Here is a 17,249-nt window from a genome sequence, read left to right as displayed (position 1 = left end):
GGTTTTCTGCCTCTGGGGTTTATGTTGTTATATTGTTCACGAGAATCACAGCAATTTTTTCAAAATATTTTCGTATATGGCCGAAAGCTTGGGGATATCTTCGAGCAATACGTTTTCGTTAATTTGGTGGATGCTGGCGTTGCTCGGGCCCAATTCGATCAGTTCGGCGGCGATGGCTTTGATAAAACGGCCGTCTGAAGTGCCGCCGCTGGTGGAGAGTTCGGCACGGATACCGCATATTTCGTCAATCGCGGCTTGGGCTACTTCGGTAAGTTTGCCCGCTTCGGTGAGGAAGGGTTGGCCGGAGCATTGCCATTCGAGATCATAGGTAACACCGTGTTTGTCCAAGATGTCGTGTACCCGTTGCTTGAGGCCGATATCGGTGGATTCGGTGGAAAAACGGAAATTGAATTTGACGTTCAGCGTACCGGGAATCACATTGGTTGCGCCTGTGCCGCCGGCGATGTTGGAAATTTGGAAGCCGGTCGGCGGGAAATAGGCGTTGCCTTCGTCCCATACGGTGGCGGTGAGCTCGGCTAATGCAGGGGCAAAGGTGTGGATAGGGTTAACCGCCAGATGCGGATAGGCGATATGACCTTGCTTACCCTTAACGGTGAGGTTGCCTGAGAGCGAACCGCGTCGGCCGTTTTTAATGGTGTCGCCCAGTTGGTCGACGGCGGTAGGCTCGCCGACAATACAATAATCGATGGTTTCGCCGCGTGCCTTCAAAATATCCACCACTTTGGTGGTGCCGTCATGCGCATCGCCTTCTTCATCAGAAGTGATCAGAAGAGCGATGCTGCCGTTGTGGTCGGGATTTTGTGCGATAAAACGTTCGCAGGCGGTTACGAAGCAGGCGATGCTGGTTTTCATATCGGCGGCACCGCGGCCGAATAGGCGGCCTTCGCGCTCGGTGGGTTGGAAAGGCGGCGAATCCCATTTTTCAATCGGCCCGCTGGGAACAACATCGGTGTGCCCGGCAAAGCAGATTAAGGGGCCGCTGCCACCTCTCCGCGCCCAGATGTTTTTGGTATTGCCGAAGTGCATTTCTTCGATACGGAAGCCGACTTTTTGCAGGCGCTCGGCCAGAATAGTTTGACAGTTTTTATCGTCGGGAGTTACCGATTGCTCGGCAATCAGTTGTTTGGCTAGAGCCAGAGATTGGGTATCGCTCATCATTTAGGATTATAAAAATATAAATAGGGTTGCTGATGCGAAAGGCCGTCTGAAATTTTTCAGACGGCCTGAAAGCTTATTTATAGCCTTTATCGCCTGTTTTGCCAAGCTTTTCATTCGAAATAAGTAAATTTCGCCCGTTTGACGTTGCACAGTACTTCGTAGGCGATAGTGCCTGCCGCGGCCGCTACTTCGTTAATGTGTACAACATCGCCCCACAGCTCTACTTCATCACCTAATCCTTCGTTGGAAGGATCGAGTTCGACGGTAATCATATCCATGGAGACGCGGCCGATAATACGGCTTCGGTGGTTGCCAATGGCAACGGGTGTGTCGGTGCTTGCAGCACGGGGGTAGCCGTCAGCGTAGCCGCAGGCAATCAGGCCGACACGAGTGGATTTTTTGGTATAGAACGACGCGCCGTAGCCGACGGGCGAATGCGGTTGCAGCACACGTTCGCCGAACACCTCGGTAACCAGCCGCATAACAGACTTCAGTCGTTCGTCGGTGCCGCCGAACGGACTGGCACCGTATAGTGCGATACCGGCCCGCCCCCAATCACGGCACGCTTCGGGGTAGGCCAGTAAAGCGGCGGAGTTGGCCATACTTTCTTCGCCCTCCAGCCCTTCGCAGGCTAAATCAAAAGCCTCGATCTGCATTTCGGTGGAGCCGCGCTCGGCTTCGTCGGCACAGGAAAAGTGGGTGAATTTGACAATACTGTCGACACAGGCAGATTGTTTCAGGGCGGTGTAGGCCGCAGCGTAGTTATGCGGGAAAAAACCGGCGCGGTGCATGCCCGAATCCATTTTCAGCCAAACTTTTACGGGATGCTGCCAAGTATGTTTCAACAGGGCTTCCAATTGCCATTGGCTGCATACGGCCGGCCATAAACGGTGTTCGTCTACCAACCCGTATTCGGCCGCTTCGAATACGCCTTCAAGTAAGACAATAGGATTGGTAATACCGTGTTTGCGCAGCTCGATTGCCTCTTCGATAGCGGCGACTGCAAAACCGTCGGCCAAATCGGCCAGTGCATGGGCGCAACGAACCGCGCCGTGGCCGTAGGCATTGGCTTTAACAACGGCCAGCAGCTTGTTGCCGTGGATATTTTTCAGGGTTTGATAATTGTGGCGCAGGTGGTCGAGGCGGATTTGGGCTTGCAAAGGGCGCATGGTCGGCCTTTCTGAATGATATGTATGAAAAACGGCAGCCGGCGGTAAGCTTTATATCAAGGCTTGCTGCCGGATTTTGATTATAGGCGGAACAGTTGTTTTTTTGAATCCGTTCATGCCGTCTGAAAAATTTTTTAGGTATTTTTAGCGGGTGTAGCGTGCCATACCCAAATCGTCGTAACGGATTTCCGGGGAGGTGCCGGAAACCAAATCGGCGGCGAGCTTGCCTGAGCCGAGCGCCATTGTCCAGCCCAGCGTACCGTGGCCGGTATTGGTAAACAGGTTGTCAAAACGGGTGGCACCGATAATCGGGGTGCTGTCGGGTGTCATCGGACGTAGCCCGCTCCAGAATGAAGCTTTACTTAAATCGCCGCCGTTAGGATAGAGGTCGTTAACAACCAGCTCGAGTGTTTCGCGCCGTTTGGGGTCTAGCTTGATTTTATAGCCTGAAAGCTCCGCCATACCGCCTACGCGGATACGGTTGTCAAAGCGGGTAAGGGCAACTTTGTAAGTTTCGTCCAATACGGTAGAAACGGGGGAGGCATCGGGATCCGTAATCGGAATGGTAAGCGAGTAGCCTTTGACAGGATAAACCGGTAAATCCAAACCCAAGTCTGCCAATACGGGGCGGCTGAAACTGCCCAACGCGCACACATAACGCTCGGCCTCGAAGCGGCGTCCGCCTGCATAAACGGCGGTTATTTGTTTGTCGTTGTGTTCGATGCGCCCGATGCTTTGTCCGAACTCGAATGCAACGCCTTTGCTACGGCATAATTCGGTAAGGTTGCGGGTAAACAGATGGCAGTCGCCCGTACCGTCGTTAGGCAGATGTAAAGCGCCTGCCAGTTTGGGGGCGATATGTTTTAATGCGGGTTCGTAATCAAGGCATTGTTGGGGGTTACTGAGCAAACGGTAGGGAACGCCGTATTCTTCCAATACTGCGATATCTTTTTGTGCGGCAGCCAATTCGTAATCGTGGCGGAAAATTTGTAATGTACCGTGTTGGCGGCCTTCAAACGCAATGCCTTCGGCGGCTTCGAGCCTGCGTAGCATTTCTCGGCTGTATTCCGAAATACGTACCATACGTTCTTTGTTTTCGTGGTAGCGTTCAGTAGTACAGTTGGCCAGCATTTGTGAGAGCCAGCGTAGTTGGTAGAGGCTGCCGTCGGGGCGGAAAATCAATGGAGAATGGGCTTTAAGCATCCATTTGGCGGCTTTTTCCGGAATGCCCGGAGCCGCCCAAGGCGAGGTGTAGCCGTAGGATAATTGCCCGGCATTGGCAAAGCTGGTTTCCATTGCGGAATCGGCGGCACGGTCGATAACGGTAACCGAATGCCCGGCTTCGGCCAAATACCAAGCGGTTGATACACCGACTACGCCCGCACCCAATACGATAACCTTCATTATTTCCTCTTTCTCCGTTGTGTTTATAGGATTAGTGAAAGTTGGTAGTCTAATAAAATATTGGCAGTGTTTTTCACTTTATTTATGCAAATAAAAATAGTATTATTTTATAAATTTTTATTTTTATGGGGATATTTTAAAGTGAAGGGTTTGGATAAGACGGATAGAAAAATTTTAAAACTTTTGCAGCAGAATGCGCGGATGCCGATGACGGAGCTGGCTGAAAAAGTCGGCTTGTCGACAACGCCTGTTACCGAGCGCGTGCGCCGTTTGGAGCGGGACGGTATTATCCAGGGCTATCATGCGCGCTTGAATCCCCATGCTTTGGGGAAAAGCTTGTTGGTGTTTGTCGAACTGAAGTTGCGGGCTAAATCCGGTAATATTTTCGAAGACTTCCGCCGTGAAGTGGCGTTGATTCCGCAAATAATGGAATGCCATTTGGTGTCGGGCGAGTACGATTACCTGATTAAAGTGCGCCTGCCGGATATGTCGGCCTACCGCAATATGCTGGGCAATATTTTGTTGCAGCTGCCTGCAGCGGTGGAAAGCCGCAGTTATGTGGTGATGGAAGAAGTAAAAGAAGATATTTTGTTGGATTTGAGTTGATGTTTTGAGTGTGTTCCCCTGTGTTAAAGGCCGTCTGAAAAAATGGTTTCAGACGGCCTTGATTGTTGCCTGAACGCTATCGGCAACGGTTTTACTGCTTAGAATTTATAGTTAACCGCTACGCGTATATCACGGCCGATGCCGGGTAATGTTTCAACGCGCTGACTGTGCGGATAATATAATTTATTGAACACGTTGTTAATTGAGAAATTTACGTTGAGGGTATCTTTGCCCAGTGGTTTCCAGTTGGCATAGATATCGTTCACGTTGTAGCTTTTGCGTTCAATAGGTGTTGATGCGCTATTGTTACGTTCCCGCACCAAGACTGAGCCGCTGGCTTTTTGAACGGTACGGTTTTGCCAACCGATTTCAAGATTCGGTTTGTCGAAGCGGTAGGATAGGCCCGCTGTCCAAGTGCGGCCGACTTGTACGGCAAATTCAGGATTGGCGCTGAGCAGGTTTTCCGGATGGGTGTCGTAAATGCGCGGCTTGCTGTGTGCGACGCCAACTTTGGCGGTTAGGCCGCCGGTTTTATAGGATGCGCCCAATTCATAGCCTCGGTTTCTGATGTAGCCGGCATTAGTGGTTTCTCGTACGCCAGTAATTGGATTACCGTTAGCATCGTGACGTTGCTGCGGACTGGCTACGGCATCTTTGATGGTTTGCCAGAAATAGCTGCCGTTGGCGGCAAAAGTACCGTTGTTGTAGTTGAAACCGATTTCGGTATTACGCGCACGCTCGGCTTTGGTACCGTCTGCGATTGAAACGATGCCTCGGTTGCCGTGTGTCAGCAAAGCATCATAGAGGCGCGGGCTTCGGGTGGCATAGTTGTGTACCGCATTGAAGCTGAGGCTGTCCAGAGGCTGCCAAATTACACCGAAGCTGGGATTTAAGGCGCCGTCTGAAACCGATTTGCCGTCATGTGTTTTGATGTTGAAATGGTCGTAGCGCAAGCCGGCCGTCAGCGTGAAGTCGCCGATATCATGGATAGCTTCCGCATATAAGCCGGAATCTTGCTTTTTCGGATTACTCAGTCCGGGAACCAAGAAAGTAAACGGTTTGATTTCCTGATGGCGGTAGTTGGCTCCGTATTTCAGCAAGGTATGTTCGCCGATACGGCTGTCGAGGTTGAGATTGCCCCCTTTGGTGGTAATCAGCGTGGTAGTCGGGCCGTCGATATTGCCGGCATAGCCGTTGTTTTTATCATTGGCGGAGTAACGCTTGTTTTGCATCAGGTAGGCATTGGCGGTTAATTTGTCGATAAAGCCCAAATCGGTTGCCGTCCATTCCACATTGTTGTTGGTTAGGGTGGTTTCGCGATAGGCAGGAGATTGTCGGGCGAGGCTCAAACGGCCGGTATTACTGAAGGCGAATTCTTCGCGAACTAGGCGTTCGCCGCGGTGTTGGTCTTGCATACGGCTCAATACGATGCGGTGGTTGCCGAAAGTGGCGCCGATTTTGGCCAAATAGCTGCGTTTATCCAGGCCGCTATAGGGTAATGTATCTATACCGTTTGGATTAACATAACCTTTTCCCGAGGTGTAGTCGTCTTCATCGGTGCGGCTGAACGACAGCAGGCCGTCAAAGTTACCAGCCTGACCGAAGGTAGTTACGCCGTAACTTTCTCCGTTATTACTCGAATAGCCTGAATTTAGGCGAACGCCCCAATTTTTATCCGTATCTTTTAATAAATCGAGCGCATCAATGGTTTTCGCGATAACGGCACCGTTGGTTGCACCGATACCCGCACTGGCCGATCCTGCGCCTTTTTGTACCGATACGATTTTTACCAAGGCCGGATCAATAATAAAGCGGCCTTGGTGATAGAGAATCTGGCTATCGGAGTAGGCGTTGTCTACTTTGATATCAACCGAGTTTTGCCCCATGCCGCGGATGGTCATAAATTGGGAAGTACCGTTGCCGCCGCCGAAATCGATGGCAGGCTCTTTACTGAGCAATCCACGCAAATCGGTAGCGGTACTTTCGTCTTTTTCACGCTCCGTTACCAGATTGGTTTTAACTTTGGCTCCTTGGCGGTCGGCAACAACGACCACTTCATCCAAATTAGCATTGTGGGGTGTGGTGGCTGCCCAGGCGGAGGAGAGGAAGGCATTACCGATCAAGACGGCTAAAATTTTTTTACTCATGTTGAATTCCTATTCTCTATATTTTAATAGATATTAATAATTAATATCATTAATAGTGAGAATGTTAGATGAAGTTAAATTTTGTGTCAAGAAAATGATAATGATTATCGTGTATGTATTTGGGAGAGTAGATTTTTAGGTTGGGATAAAGAGCTTTTTGCTTGACTGGGAAATTTGGGGATAGGAAATAAATGTGTTTGTATTTATTGAGAGGGCATGCCTGAGTATGAAGAGAACGAACAGAGCCGGTTATTTTGAGAGCGTAGGATGGATGCACACAATGCAAAAGGCTGTTTGAGTAGAATCAAACAGCCCGATAAAAATTAGTTTAAGCGTTTTTGCGTTTACCGAACCAGATAAAACCGAGTATACCCGCGATAATCATAGGCAGGCTCAACCATTGCCCCATTGATAAACCGAGAGTCAGCAGACCGAGATAATCATCAGGCTGGCGGGCAAATTCGGCGATAAAACGGAATATGCCGTATCCGGTTAGGAAAACCATAGATACTTGGCCGGTGGGGTGTGGTTTTTTAGAAAACAGCCACACGATGGCAAATAAACACAAGCCTTCAAGGGCAAATTGATACAGTTGGGATGGATGGCGGGGGAGCATGCCGTATTCGGTAAGCCAAGCTGTCCATTGGGGATTATGTGCCGCAGCCGTGAGGTCTTCATAACGTGCTTGGGGGAAGCCCATGGCCCAAAAAGCGTTGATATCGGTTACGCGGCCCCATAGTTCGCCGTTGATAAAGTTACCGATACGGCCGGAAGCCAAGCCTAGCGGTACCAGTGGGGCAATGAAGTCGGATACTTGCCAAAAGCCCAATTTGTGCTTGCGGCTAAAGAGCCACATGGCCACCATTACGCCGATAAAGCCGCCGTGAAAAGACATACCGCCTTCCCACACTTTGAAAATATCAAGCGGATTGGCTAAGTAATCGGAGAGTTTGTAAAACAACACATAGCCCAAACGACCACCGAGAATCACGCCGAAAATACCCCAAGTTAGGAAGTCGTCGAGCATTTCTTTGGTAAATACGCTGTTGCCTTGGGCAATACGGCGGCGGCCCAGCCAGATAAACAGTACGAAGCCGACAATATAGCTCAACGCATACCAGCGGATGGCCAAAGGCCCCAAGCTGACCAAAACCGGGTCGAACTGCGGATGAATCATCATAATAGGAAAACCTTTATTGTTTTTTCAGACGGCCATTATAGCGGAAACGAGGTAAGGCGGCATGCGCACTACAACAGGGCCGCAAGCGTTGGATTCGGCATGGATTGGACGTCAATTTTTTTATAACTTAAATAACAGCGGGATGATTCGGCGATAAGCTCCATAGGCCGTCTGAAAAGATAAAACGGATGGTTTATTGTCTATTTGTATGGCTTTAGGGCATAAAATAGTTTTGTTTTGCAAGTTGCCGGCATTTGTCGGAATATTTTGTTCGGATAACATTGCTGTTTGTGTTTTCCCTATATGTCGCCCGTTTCTTAATCTCTATTGATTGGTATAAAATATACGGGTGTTTTGATAACTAACAACCCTGATAAAGGCCGTCTGAAAACCACTTCTGACGGCTTGTCTTGCTAAGGAAACCACCATGCCGGATTACCGTTCCAAAACCTCAACCCACGGCCGCAACATGGCCGGTGCCCGTGCCCTTTGGCGCGCTACAGGCGTTACCGATGACGATTTCGGCAAACCGATTATCGCCATTGCCAATTCTTTTACCCAGTTCGTACCCGGCCATGTGCACTTGCACAATCTTGGCCAACTGGTTGCGCGCGAAATCGAAAAAGCGGGCGGATTGGCCAAGGAATTTAATACCATCGCTGTAGATGATGGTATCGCCATGGGACACGGCGGTATGTTGTACTCGTTGCCCAGCCGTGATTTGATCGCCGATTCGGTGGAATATATGGTAAACGCGCATTGTGCCGATGCGCTGGTATGTATTTCCAACTGCGACAAAATCACCCCGGGTATGCTGATGGCGGCGATGCGTTTGAATATTCCCACCGTATTCGTATCCGGCGGGCCGATGGAGGCGGGTAAGGTAATCGGTGTAGCAAATATTGCCGACGAGCGCAAACTGGACTTGGTAGATGCAATGGTAGATGCCGCAAATGACCAAGTTTCGGATGAGGCCGTCGCAGCGGTAGAGCGCAGCGCCTGCCCGACTTGCGGTTCGTGTTCGGGTATGTTTACCGCCAATTCGATGAACTGTCTTACCGAGGCTTTGGGTTTGTCGCTGCCGGGTAACGGCTCTCTGTTGGCTACCCATGCAGGGCGTAAAGAATTGTTTTTGGAAGCGGGCCGTTTGATTGTTGAAATCACTAAACGTTATTATGAGCAAAACGATGACAGCGTGCTGCCTCGCAGCATCGCAACCAAGGCCGCGTTTGAAAATGCGATGAGCCTTGATGTGGCCATGGGTGGTTCTACCAATACGGTATTGCATCTTTTGGCGGCGGCCAATGAAGCCGAAGTCGATTTTAAAATGGCCGATATCGACCGTATCAGCCGCCAAGTGCCTTGTTTGTGTAAAGTCGCACCCGCCACGCAAAAATACCATATGGAAGACGTACACCGTGCAGGCGGTGTGATGGGTATTTTGGCAGAGCTTGACCGTGCGGGCTGCTTGGATACTTCCGTTCCTACCGTGCATGCCTCTACTCTGAAAGAAGCTTTGGCAAAATGGGACGTTGCCAACGAAGCCAACGAAATTGCCCATGCGCGTTACAAAGCTGCTCCCGGCGGCATTCGTACCACCGAAGCCTTTTCGCAAAACCGCCAATGGCCGAGTTTGGATTTGGATCGTGAAAACGGCTGTATCCGCAATAAAGCGCATGCTTATTCGCAAGACGGCGGCTTGGCCGTGTTGTTCGGCAATATTGCCGAGCGCGGTTGCGTGGTGAAAACCGCCGGTGTGGACGACAGTATTTTGAAGTTTACCGGCCGCGCCCGTGTGTTTGAAAGCCAAGATAGTGCGGTTGCCGCGATTTTGGATAACCAAATTATTGCCGGTGATGTGGTTGTTATTCGCTATGAAGGCCCTAAAGGCGGCCCGGGCATGCAGGAAATGCTTTATCCCACCAGCTACTTGAAATCCAAAGGCTTGGGCAAAGCCTGCGCGTTGCTCACCGACGGCCGTTTTTCAGGCGGCACTTCGGGTTTGAGTATCGGTCATGTATCGCCAGAGGCGGCTGAGGGCGGCGCCATCGGTTTGGTGAAAGAGGGGGATACCATCGAAATCGATATTCCGAACCGTAGTATCCGTTTGGCTGTATCTGATGCCGAGCTGGAGGAGCGCCGTAAGGATATGGAAGCCCGCGGTGCGCAAGCTTGGAAACCGGAAAGCCGTGAGCGTCATGTTTCCGCGGCTTTGCGTGCCTACGCGGCCATGACGACCAGTGCCGATACGGGTGCGGTGCGTGACGTATCGCAAGTCGAACGCCGTAGTTAAAAATAAAACTTATATAAAGTAATCAACACAGGCCGTCTGAAATCATGATTTTCAGACGGCCTGTGTTTAGGCGAAGTCGGCTATAATATTTGCCATGCTGGAAAATGGCTGGGTATCTGATCTGTTTTTGTGATAAAAATAGCCGTCTGAAATATTCTAATAAGTATCAAGGGAAACTGTTTATGCAAACCAATCTTGCCGATTTTATTAAACATACCCCTGAGGGGGAGGTTGCCGATGAGATTTTGCGCAAATGTGTACATTGCGGGTTTTGTACCGCAACCTGCCCGACTTACCAATTAACCGGCGATGAATTGGATAGCCCGCGCGGGCGCATCTATCAAATCAAACAGCTGCTCGAAGGTATGTCCGCTACCGTATCGATGCAGCATCACTTAGACCGCTGCCTGACTTGCCGCAGTTGCGAAACCACTTGCCCTTCAGGTGTGCAATACGGACACCTTGCCGATATCGGCAGAAACGAAATCGAAAAACAATTGGGGCGGCCTGCTCTTGAAAAAATCAAGCGTGACGCTTTGCGCGGGTTAATGTTGAACAAACCTTTGTTTGAAGCTACTTACCGTATGGCGCAAACCTTCAAACCGTGGTTGCCGAAAAAAATTGCGGCAAAAGTACTGCCTCGTCGAGATGCGGGTCGTGTACCGCAAACCGTACACGGTCGTAAAGCCATCATGTTGGAGGGATGCGTGCAGCCGGGTATGTCGCCGAATATCAATGCCGCTACATTGCGCGTGCTCGACAGATTAGGCGTAGAGTTGTTGCGGCCGCAAAATGCGGGTTGTTGCGGTGCGGTTAATTTGCATATGAGTGCTGAGGCTCAAAGTTTGGATGATATGCGCCGCAATATCGATGCTTGGTGGCCGTTGTTGGAGGCGGGTGCGGAGGCAGTATTGATTAATGCTTCGGGCTGCGGTGCGATGGTGAAAGAATACGGTTACCATTTGCGTAATGATACGGCTTATGCTGAAAAAGCAGTTCGGGTCAGCGCATTGGCAAAAGATATCGTCGAATTTCTTACGCCCGAAGCCGAACGTATCCGTATGAAAATGAAACCCGGCGTTTCGGTGCAAACGTTGGCCTATCATCCGCCTTGCACGCTGCAACACGGACAAAAATTGAAAGGCAGCGTAGAGGCCTTGTTTTCAGAATTGGGTATGACGGTATTGCTGCCGCGTGACGCCCATTTATGCTGCGGTTCGGCGGGTACGTATTCTTTTTTCCAGCCGGAATTATCACAACAATTGCGCGACAACAAACTGGCCGCGTTGGGTGAGCTCAAACCGGATGTGATACTTTCAGCCAATATCGGTTGTATCGGTCATTTGGCGGGTGGTGGTCAGATCCCCGTGATGCACTGGATTGAATATCTCGATGAATTAATGACCGTTTGAGTTTATGTTTAATGATAAAATTTAAATATTTGATAAAAAATTTTTTTGATGCCGTATTTTAATTTTAAGAGGCCGTCTGAAATTTCAGACGGCCTCTTTTTATAAAAAGCAATTTGTAAACTATGGATTATTCTTGTAAATAATGGTATTTTCGTTTCAACGTCAACAGATGTTGGCGCATATGAGAAAAAAGAAAACAGGAGAACACCGATATGGCATACAACTACATCCGAGCTGCTGATTTGCAGGTAGACGAAAATCTGTTCCGTTTTATCGAAAACGAAGTGTTGGCTAAACATCCCCATGTAAAGTCGGCCCAATTCTGGCAAGATTTCTCCGATTTGGTTTACAAATTTGCCCCGCTTAACCGCGAGCTGTTGGAAAAGCGTGACCGCCTTCAGCTGAAATTGGACGAATGGCACCGCAACCATCCCGGTGCGGTGGCCGATTATGATGCTTATAAAGCCTTCTTAAAGGCCGAAGGTTATCTGGCCGAGGCGCCTGCCGAATTTAAAGTATCCACCCAAAATGTCGATCGTGAATTGGCCGAGCAGGCCGGACCGCAGTTGGTTGTGCCGATCAACAACGCCCGCTACGCGCTCAATGCTGCTAATGCACGTTGGGGTAGTTTGTATGATGCTTTATATGGTACTGATGCGATTGATCAAAGCGGTGATTTGGCACCCGGTAAAGGTTACAACCCCAAACGCGGTGATGAGGTTATTGCTTTTGCGCGCAACGTATTGGACAGCAGCATTCCTTTGGCTGCGGGCAGCCATAAAGACGTTGTGGCCTATCAAGTTAGCGAGGGCCGTCTGAAATCCCAGCTGAAAGACGGCAGCAGCATTGGTTTGGCTTCACCCGAACTCTTTGTCGGCTACAACGGTAGTCCCGACGCGCCGACTTCTCTGCTGTTTTTGCACAATGGCCTGCATATCGACATTTTGATTGATAAAAGCAGCCCCATCGGTGCGCAAGATCCTGCCGGTATCAAAGATATTATTCTTGAGGCCGCTTTGAGCACCATTATGGATTGTGAAGATTCGGTGGCCGCCGTCGACGGTGAAGACAAAGCGCTGGTATACGGCAACTGGTTGGGTCTGATGAACGGCACATTGGAAGAGCAGGTTGAAAAAGGCGGTAAAACTTTTACCCGCAAACTGAATGCCGACCGCGAATATACCGCACCCAACGGCGGCAGCTTCAAACTCCCCGGCCGTTCGCTGCTGTTTATCCGTAATGTGGGCCATTTGATGACCACGCCTGCCGTATTGGATAAAGACGGTAACGAAGTTCCCGAAGGTATTCTCGACGGCGTGATGACCGCTTTGATTGCTCCGTTTGATTTAAACCGCAGTGAAAATAAAAACAGTCGCGCCGGTTCGGTTTACATAGTGAAACCGAAAATGCACGGCCCCGAAGAAGTGTGTTTTGCCAATGATTTATTTGCCGCAATCGAAAAGATTGCCGGTTTGCAGCCCAATACGTTGAAAATGGGCATTATGGACGAAGAACGCCGTACTTCGGTAAATCTGGCTGCATGTATTTATGAAGCGAGAGAGCGTGTCGTATTCATCAATACCGGCTTCCTCGACCGCACCGGCGACGAAATGCACACCTCTATGCTGGGTGGTGCGATGGTGCGCAAGGGTGATATGAAATCCAGCAAATGGATTCAGGCTTATGAGCTGAACAACGTTCAAGTCGGTCTGCAATGCGGCTTGCCCGGCAAAGCACAAATCGGCAAGGGAATGTGGGCAATGCCCGATTTGATGGCGGATATGCTGAAGCAGAAAATCGGCCATCCGAAATCAGGCGCGACTACGGCGTGGGTACCGTCTCCGACCGCAGCCACGCTGCATGCCCTGCATTATCACCAAGTAAACGTATTTGACGTGCAAAAAGAGTTGTTGGCACAAGAGCCGAAATGTTATTTGGATGATTTGCTGACTGTTCCGGTGGCCGAAAATACCGGATGGAGCGAAGCAGAGAAGCAACAGGAACTCGACAACAACTGTCAAGGCATCCTCGGCTACGTGGTACGTTGGGTAGAACAAGGCGTAGGCTGTTCGAAAGTGCCGGATATCCATAACGTTGGATTGATGGAAGACCGTGCTACTTTGCGTATTTCCAGCCAGCATATTGCCAACTGGTTGGCGCATGGCGTCGTAAGCGAAGCGCAGGTGCGCGAAACCTTGGAACGTATGGCTGGTGTGGTAGATAAACAAAACGAAGGCGACCCGCTTTACACTCCGATGGTAGGCCGTTTCGATTCATCTCCCGCCTTTTTGGCCGCATGTGATTTAATTTTCAAAGGCACCTCGCAGCCGAGCGGTTATACCGAACCTTTGCTGCATCATTGGCGCCGTGTGGCAAAATCGCAATAAATATAGCCATTTAAATATAGCAAGGCCGTCTGAAAGATTCAGACGGCCTTTTTAATTGGGTAAGCTATACCGTAATTGGATTTGTGTTTCAAAAATAAAAAAACGGTTAATATAACCGGCTGCTCAACTTCACCGTGCAAGTATGCAAAACGGGATTTTGTGTTGTAGTTTTGTGTAATCAGCAGATCGTTTTTGTACCGTTTGTCAGCATATCCGACAGCTTAGCGCTGCTTAATTTGTTTTTTTTTGGTAAACTGCACGGTTTGCTTAAGAAAAATTATTGTTTTCAGACGGCCTCGTTTGTGATGGCGGTGTTTGAAACGGTTTGGAAAAATATGCTGTTGGACTTAAACCGTTATTCTTTTCCGGTATTTCAAAAAGAAATTCGCAAACTGGCGGTTTTGGCAATGCCTATGCTGATAGCGCAAGTAGCCCAAGTCGGTATAGGGTTTGTTGATACCGTGATGGCAGGTGGTGCAGGGAAAGCCGATTTGGCAGCGGTTGCTTTGGGTAGCAGCGCGTTTTCGACGATTTATATCACTTTTTTAGGGGTGATGACCGCGCTGAATCCTATGATTGCCCAGCTGCATGGGGCCGGTGAGTATGAGAAAGTCGGTGAAACGGGACGTCAAGGCCTATGGTTCGGGCTGATACTCGGCATTATCGGCATGTTGTTGCTGTGGGCGGTGATTGCGCCGTTTCAAATGATTTTGACTCTGCCTGAAGAGGTTGAAAGTAAAATGAGCTGGTATCTTTTTTATACCAGCCTGGCTATGCCTGCCGCGATGGTACACCGTGGCTTGCATGCCTATGCATCAAGCCTCAACCGCCCGCGCGTCATTATGATTGTGAGCTTTCTTGCATTTTTACTGAATATCCCGCTGAATTATATGCTGGTATATGGGAAATTCGGGTTGCCGGCAATGGGGGGCGTCGGTTGCGGCATCGCAACGGCAATCGTTTTTTGGTTTAATGCCGCCGTGTTGTGGCTGTATGTGGCCAAACAGAAATATTTCCGGCAATTTCAGCTGACAGCAGTATTTAGTAAACCTGACAAACAAGTTTTCAAACAGATTTGGAAATTGGGCATGCCTATCGGGTTGTCGTTTTTTCTAGAAGTCAGCCTGTTTTCATGTATTGTTTTTTTGGTTGCACGCTTGGGTGAGGATTATGTGGCTGCACAACAGGTAGTGATTAGTCTTACCAGTGTGATTTATATGATTCCCCAGAGTATCGGTGCGGCAGGAACGGTTAGGGTAGGTTACTCGCTCGGTCGCAGCGAATATGCCCGTGCAAGATACGTATCAGGTGTTTCCGTTGTGCTCGGTTTAATAATGGCGGTATTGACGGCTTTGTTATTGGTCTTCTTACGCGAGCCCTTGGCAAGGATGTATACCGATGATGCTGCCGTATTGATAATCGCCGCTACAGTATTGTTGTTTGCAGCGGTTTTCCAATTGGCAGATGCCACGCAATGTGTCGCCTCCTATGCACTCCGTGGCTACAAACTCACCCGGGTGCCGATGTTTATTCATGCGGTAGCTTTTTGGGGTTTCGGATTGGCACCGGGGTATTGGTTGGCTTACGGATGCGATATGGGAATTTACGGCTTCTGGACAGCGCTGGTGTTGTCGCTTACGGTGGCTGCCGTTGCTTTGGTTTGGTATTTGGAATGGTGCAGCCGAAAAATGGCGGCGCGTAAAAGGATTTTGTGATGCAGCTTCAGCATAATGTCGATTTAACACCTCTGAATACTTTTGGCTTAAATGCCCGTGCCCGTTACTTTACGGCTCTCGAAAATGCTGCTTTGCTACCTGAATTATGTGCCTTGCCTGAATTTGACCGTAGTAGCGTATTGTGGTTGGGTGGCGGTAGTAATGTGTTGTTTATGCAAGACTATCCGGGATTGGTCGTGCATATGTGTAATAGTGGGGTGCGTGAAATAGGGCGTTCAGACGGCCTGGTTTATATAGAAGCTCAGGCGGGTGAAATTTGGCATGATTTCGTTTTGCAAACTTTGGAAATGGGATTAAGCGGCCTGGAAAATCTCAGTCTCATTCCCGGTACGGTAGGTGCCTCGCCCGTACAGAATATCGGCGCTTACGGTGTAGAGGTGAAGGATGTTATCCGTTCGGTACGTTGTTTCGATTTGGAAACCGGAAAATTTGTCGAATTAGATAATGCACAATGCCGTTTTGCTTACAGGGAAAGTATTTTCAAACAAGAAGGAAAAGGGCGTTATGTCATTACAGCGGTTACGTTTGCTTTACGGGAAAACTTTGAGCCTAATATCCGTTATGGCGATTTGGCCGCAATATTAGAAGAGAACTGTGGCGGTAGGGAAATCACTGCGAAAGATGTTTCTGATGCGGTTTGCATTATCCGGCGAAGTAAACTGCCGGATCCGAAAGAGCTTGGTAATGTCGGCAGCTTTTTCAAAAACCCCGTTGTGCCTGCGCAGCAAGCTACAGCACTGAAAAAACAATATTCTGATATGCCGGCTTATCCTCAAGAAAACGGTTCCGTAAAATTAGCGGCGGGGTGGCTGATCGATCAATGCCGTCTGAAAGGTTATGAGGTCGGAGGAGCTGCCGTACATGACAAGCAAGCTTTGGTATTGGTAAACCGAAATCAGGCTAGCGCAGCCGATGTGCGGGCTTTGGCCGAGTATGTTTGTAACCAGGTGGAAGAAAAGTTTGGTGTCGCATTACAGCCGGAGCCGAATTGGTTGCCTGATGTACACGTAATATGATTAACCAATTGACAATTACATGTTTGTAGTGCATTGTGCAAAAATATGAAAAGATCGAAGGAGATGCCGTAATGACAAAAGAATTAAGACCAAACACTTACAGCCGTATCGTTGATGCCAGCCTGATCTTATTTAATGAAGAGGGTGAACGTAATATCAGTACCAACCATATCGCTGCATATTTGGGTATCAGCCCGGGGAACCTGTATTACCATTTTCGTAATAAAGACGAAATTATCGTCCAATTGTTCAAACGCTATAGCGAAGACTTGTTGGTCTATCTGCATCAGGCCGTATTGCCCAGCAGCGTATCGGATGCCGTCAGCTATATGCAAGGAGTATACGATGTTATGTGGCGCTATCGTTTTTTGTTTAGCGATGTTAATACATTGTTGGCCAGAAGTGCCGAGCTTCTAGGTGAACACAATACATTTACCCAGGCCAAGGTTTCTCCTTTACTGCTTAACTTGCTCTCCCAACTTAATCAGTTGGATATTATCCGTGCGGATGAAACCGCTATGAATGATTTGGCAATGAATATGTGGATCGTGACCAAATATTGGTTTGATTTTGACGGTTCTTTACGCGGCAGGGCAAAGTTAACCGAAGATTCCAAATATCGGGGTATCCGTCGTACCTTAAGCCTGCTGAGACCTTACTTGCTACCGCAGCATTTAGAAGAGTTCGATCACACGCTGGCAACTATGGCGTAGTATTATA

General features: G+C 49.2%; 11 protein-coding genes and 1 pseudogene. 7 read left to right on the top strand and 5 right to left on the bottom strand.

What is annotated here, in order from left to right; translation table 11 throughout:
* Window positions 1-45 precede the first annotated feature (45 nt).
* The 3 genes and pseudogenes from dapE to LVJ86_RS07720 all read right to left on the bottom strand — a co-directional run.
* Window positions 46-1,176 carry a succinyl-diaminopimelate desuccinylase gene (dapE, locus tag LVJ86_RS07730; protein WP_047760325.1) on the bottom strand — a complete coding sequence of 377 codons (1,131 nt, stop codon included), beginning with the start codon at window positions 1,174-1,176 and terminating at the stop codon, window positions 46-48.
* Window positions 1,177-1,289: 113 nt separating this feature from the next.
* A complete protein-coding gene (gene alr, locus LVJ86_RS07725; protein ID WP_047760324.1) occupies window positions 1,290-2,348 on the bottom strand; it encodes an alanine racemase in 1,059 nt (352 codons plus the stop codon).
* A gap of 144 nt (window positions 2,349-2,492) precedes the next feature.
* A pseudogene (locus LVJ86_RS07720) lies at window positions 2,493-3,812 on the bottom strand (D-amino acid dehydrogenase); the annotation flags it as partial.
* Window positions 3,813-3,893: 81 nt separating this feature from the next.
* Between LVJ86_RS07720 and LVJ86_RS07715 the strand changes: the two are divergent.
* Complete coding sequence (locus LVJ86_RS07715; protein WP_047760439.1) at window positions 3,894-4,358, top strand: winged helix-turn-helix transcriptional regulator; 465 nt, start codon at window positions 3,894-3,896, stop codon at window positions 4,356-4,358.
* 98 nt (window positions 4,359-4,456) lie between these two features.
* Here LVJ86_RS07715 and LVJ86_RS07710 read toward each other — a convergent pair whose 3' ends face one another.
* Together LVJ86_RS07710 and lgt are read right to left on the bottom strand one after the other, a co-directional pair.
* Window positions 4,457-6,505 carry a TonB-dependent receptor domain-containing protein gene (locus tag LVJ86_RS07710; RefSeq protein WP_047760322.1) on the bottom strand — a complete coding sequence of 683 codons (2,049 nt, stop codon included), beginning with the start codon at window positions 6,503-6,505 and terminating at the stop codon, window positions 4,457-4,459.
* A gap of 328 nt (window positions 6,506-6,833) precedes the next feature.
* Window positions 6,834-7,685: a prolipoprotein diacylglyceryl transferase gene (gene lgt / locus LVJ86_RS07705; RefSeq protein ID WP_047760321.1), complete on the bottom strand. Its 852-nt coding sequence runs from the start codon at window positions 7,683-7,685 to the stop codon at window positions 6,834-6,836.
* Window positions 7,686-8,112: 427 nt separating this feature from the next.
* On the opposite strand from lgt, the gene ilvD reads away from it, so the two are divergent.
* From ilvD to LVJ86_RS07675, 6 genes are all read left to right on the top strand, one after another.
* Window positions 8,113-9,978, top strand: coding sequence for a dihydroxy-acid dehydratase (gene ilvD, locus LVJ86_RS07700; RefSeq protein WP_047760320.1), 1,866 nt, complete (start codon window positions 8,113-8,115; stop codon window positions 9,976-9,978).
* Between the two features lie 182 nt (window positions 9,979-10,160).
* The gene (glcF, locus tag LVJ86_RS07695; protein ID WP_047760319.1) at window positions 10,161-11,390 is read left to right on the top strand and encodes a glycolate oxidase subunit GlcF; all 1,230 of its coding nucleotides are present in this window, start codon (window positions 10,161-10,163) and stop codon (window positions 11,388-11,390) included.
* 212 nt (window positions 11,391-11,602) lie between these two features.
* A complete protein-coding gene (locus tag LVJ86_RS07690) occupies window positions 11,603-13,777 on the top strand; it encodes a malate synthase G (protein ID WP_047760318.1) in 2,175 nt (724 codons plus the stop codon).
* Window positions 13,778-14,112: 335 nt separating this feature from the next.
* Window positions 14,113-15,492 carry an MATE family efflux transporter gene (locus LVJ86_RS07685; RefSeq protein WP_047760438.1) on the top strand — a complete coding sequence of 460 codons (1,380 nt, stop codon included), beginning with the start codon at window positions 14,113-14,115 and terminating at the stop codon, window positions 15,490-15,492.
* A complete protein-coding gene (gene murB, locus LVJ86_RS07680; RefSeq protein ID WP_047760317.1) occupies window positions 15,492-16,529 on the top strand; it encodes a UDP-N-acetylmuramate dehydrogenase in 1,038 nt (345 codons plus the stop codon). Before LVJ86_RS07685 ends, murB begins: the two co-directional genes overlap by 1 nt.
* Window positions 16,530-16,600: 71 nt before the next feature.
* Window positions 16,601-17,242, top strand: a complete 642-nt coding sequence (locus tag LVJ86_RS07675; RefSeq protein WP_047760316.1) for a TetR/AcrR family transcriptional regulator — start codon at window positions 16,601-16,603, stop codon at window positions 17,240-17,242.
* Window positions 17,243-17,249 lie beyond the last annotated feature (7 nt).

Source organism: Neisseria arctica, assembly GCF_022870905.1.
GTDB lineage: Bacteria > Pseudomonadota > Gammaproteobacteria > Burkholderiales > Neisseriaceae > Neisseria > Neisseria arctica.
The sequence above is the reverse complement of the archived record's forward strand: the minus strand, read 5'-3'. Positions and strand labels throughout refer to the sequence as shown.

Coding starts and splice junctions, on each gene's coding strand:
- dapE (WP_047760325.1), bottom strand. CDS start 1,176: ATGAGCGATACCCAATCTCTGGCTCTAGCCAAACAACTGATTGCCGAG.
- alr (WP_047760324.1), bottom strand. CDS start 2,348: ATGCGCCCTTTGCAAGCCCAAATCCGCCTCGACCACCTGCGCCACAAT.
- LVJ86_RS07710 (WP_047760322.1), bottom strand. CDS start 6,505: ATGAGTAAAAAAATTTTAGCCGTCTTGATCGGTAATGCCTTCCTCTCC.
- lgt (WP_047760321.1), bottom strand. CDS start 7,685: ATGATGATTCATCCGCAGTTCGACCCGGTTTTGGTCAGCTTGGGGCCT.
- ilvD (WP_047760320.1), top strand. CDS start 8,113: ATGCCGGATTACCGTTCCAAAACCTCAACCCACGGCCGCAACATGGCC.
- glcF (WP_047760319.1), top strand. CDS start 10,161: ATGCAAACCAATCTTGCCGATTTTATTAAACATACCCCTGAGGGGGAG.
- LVJ86_RS07690 (WP_047760318.1), top strand. CDS start 11,603: ATGGCATACAACTACATCCGAGCTGCTGATTTGCAGGTAGACGAAAAT.
- LVJ86_RS07685 (WP_047760438.1), top strand. CDS start 14,113: ATGCTGTTGGACTTAAACCGTTATTCTTTTCCGGTATTTCAAAAAGAA.
- murB (WP_047760317.1), top strand. CDS start 15,492: ATGCAGCTTCAGCATAATGTCGATTTAACACCTCTGAATACTTTTGGC.
- LVJ86_RS07675 (WP_047760316.1), top strand. CDS start 16,601: ATGACAAAAGAATTAAGACCAAACACTTACAGCCGTATCGTTGATGCC.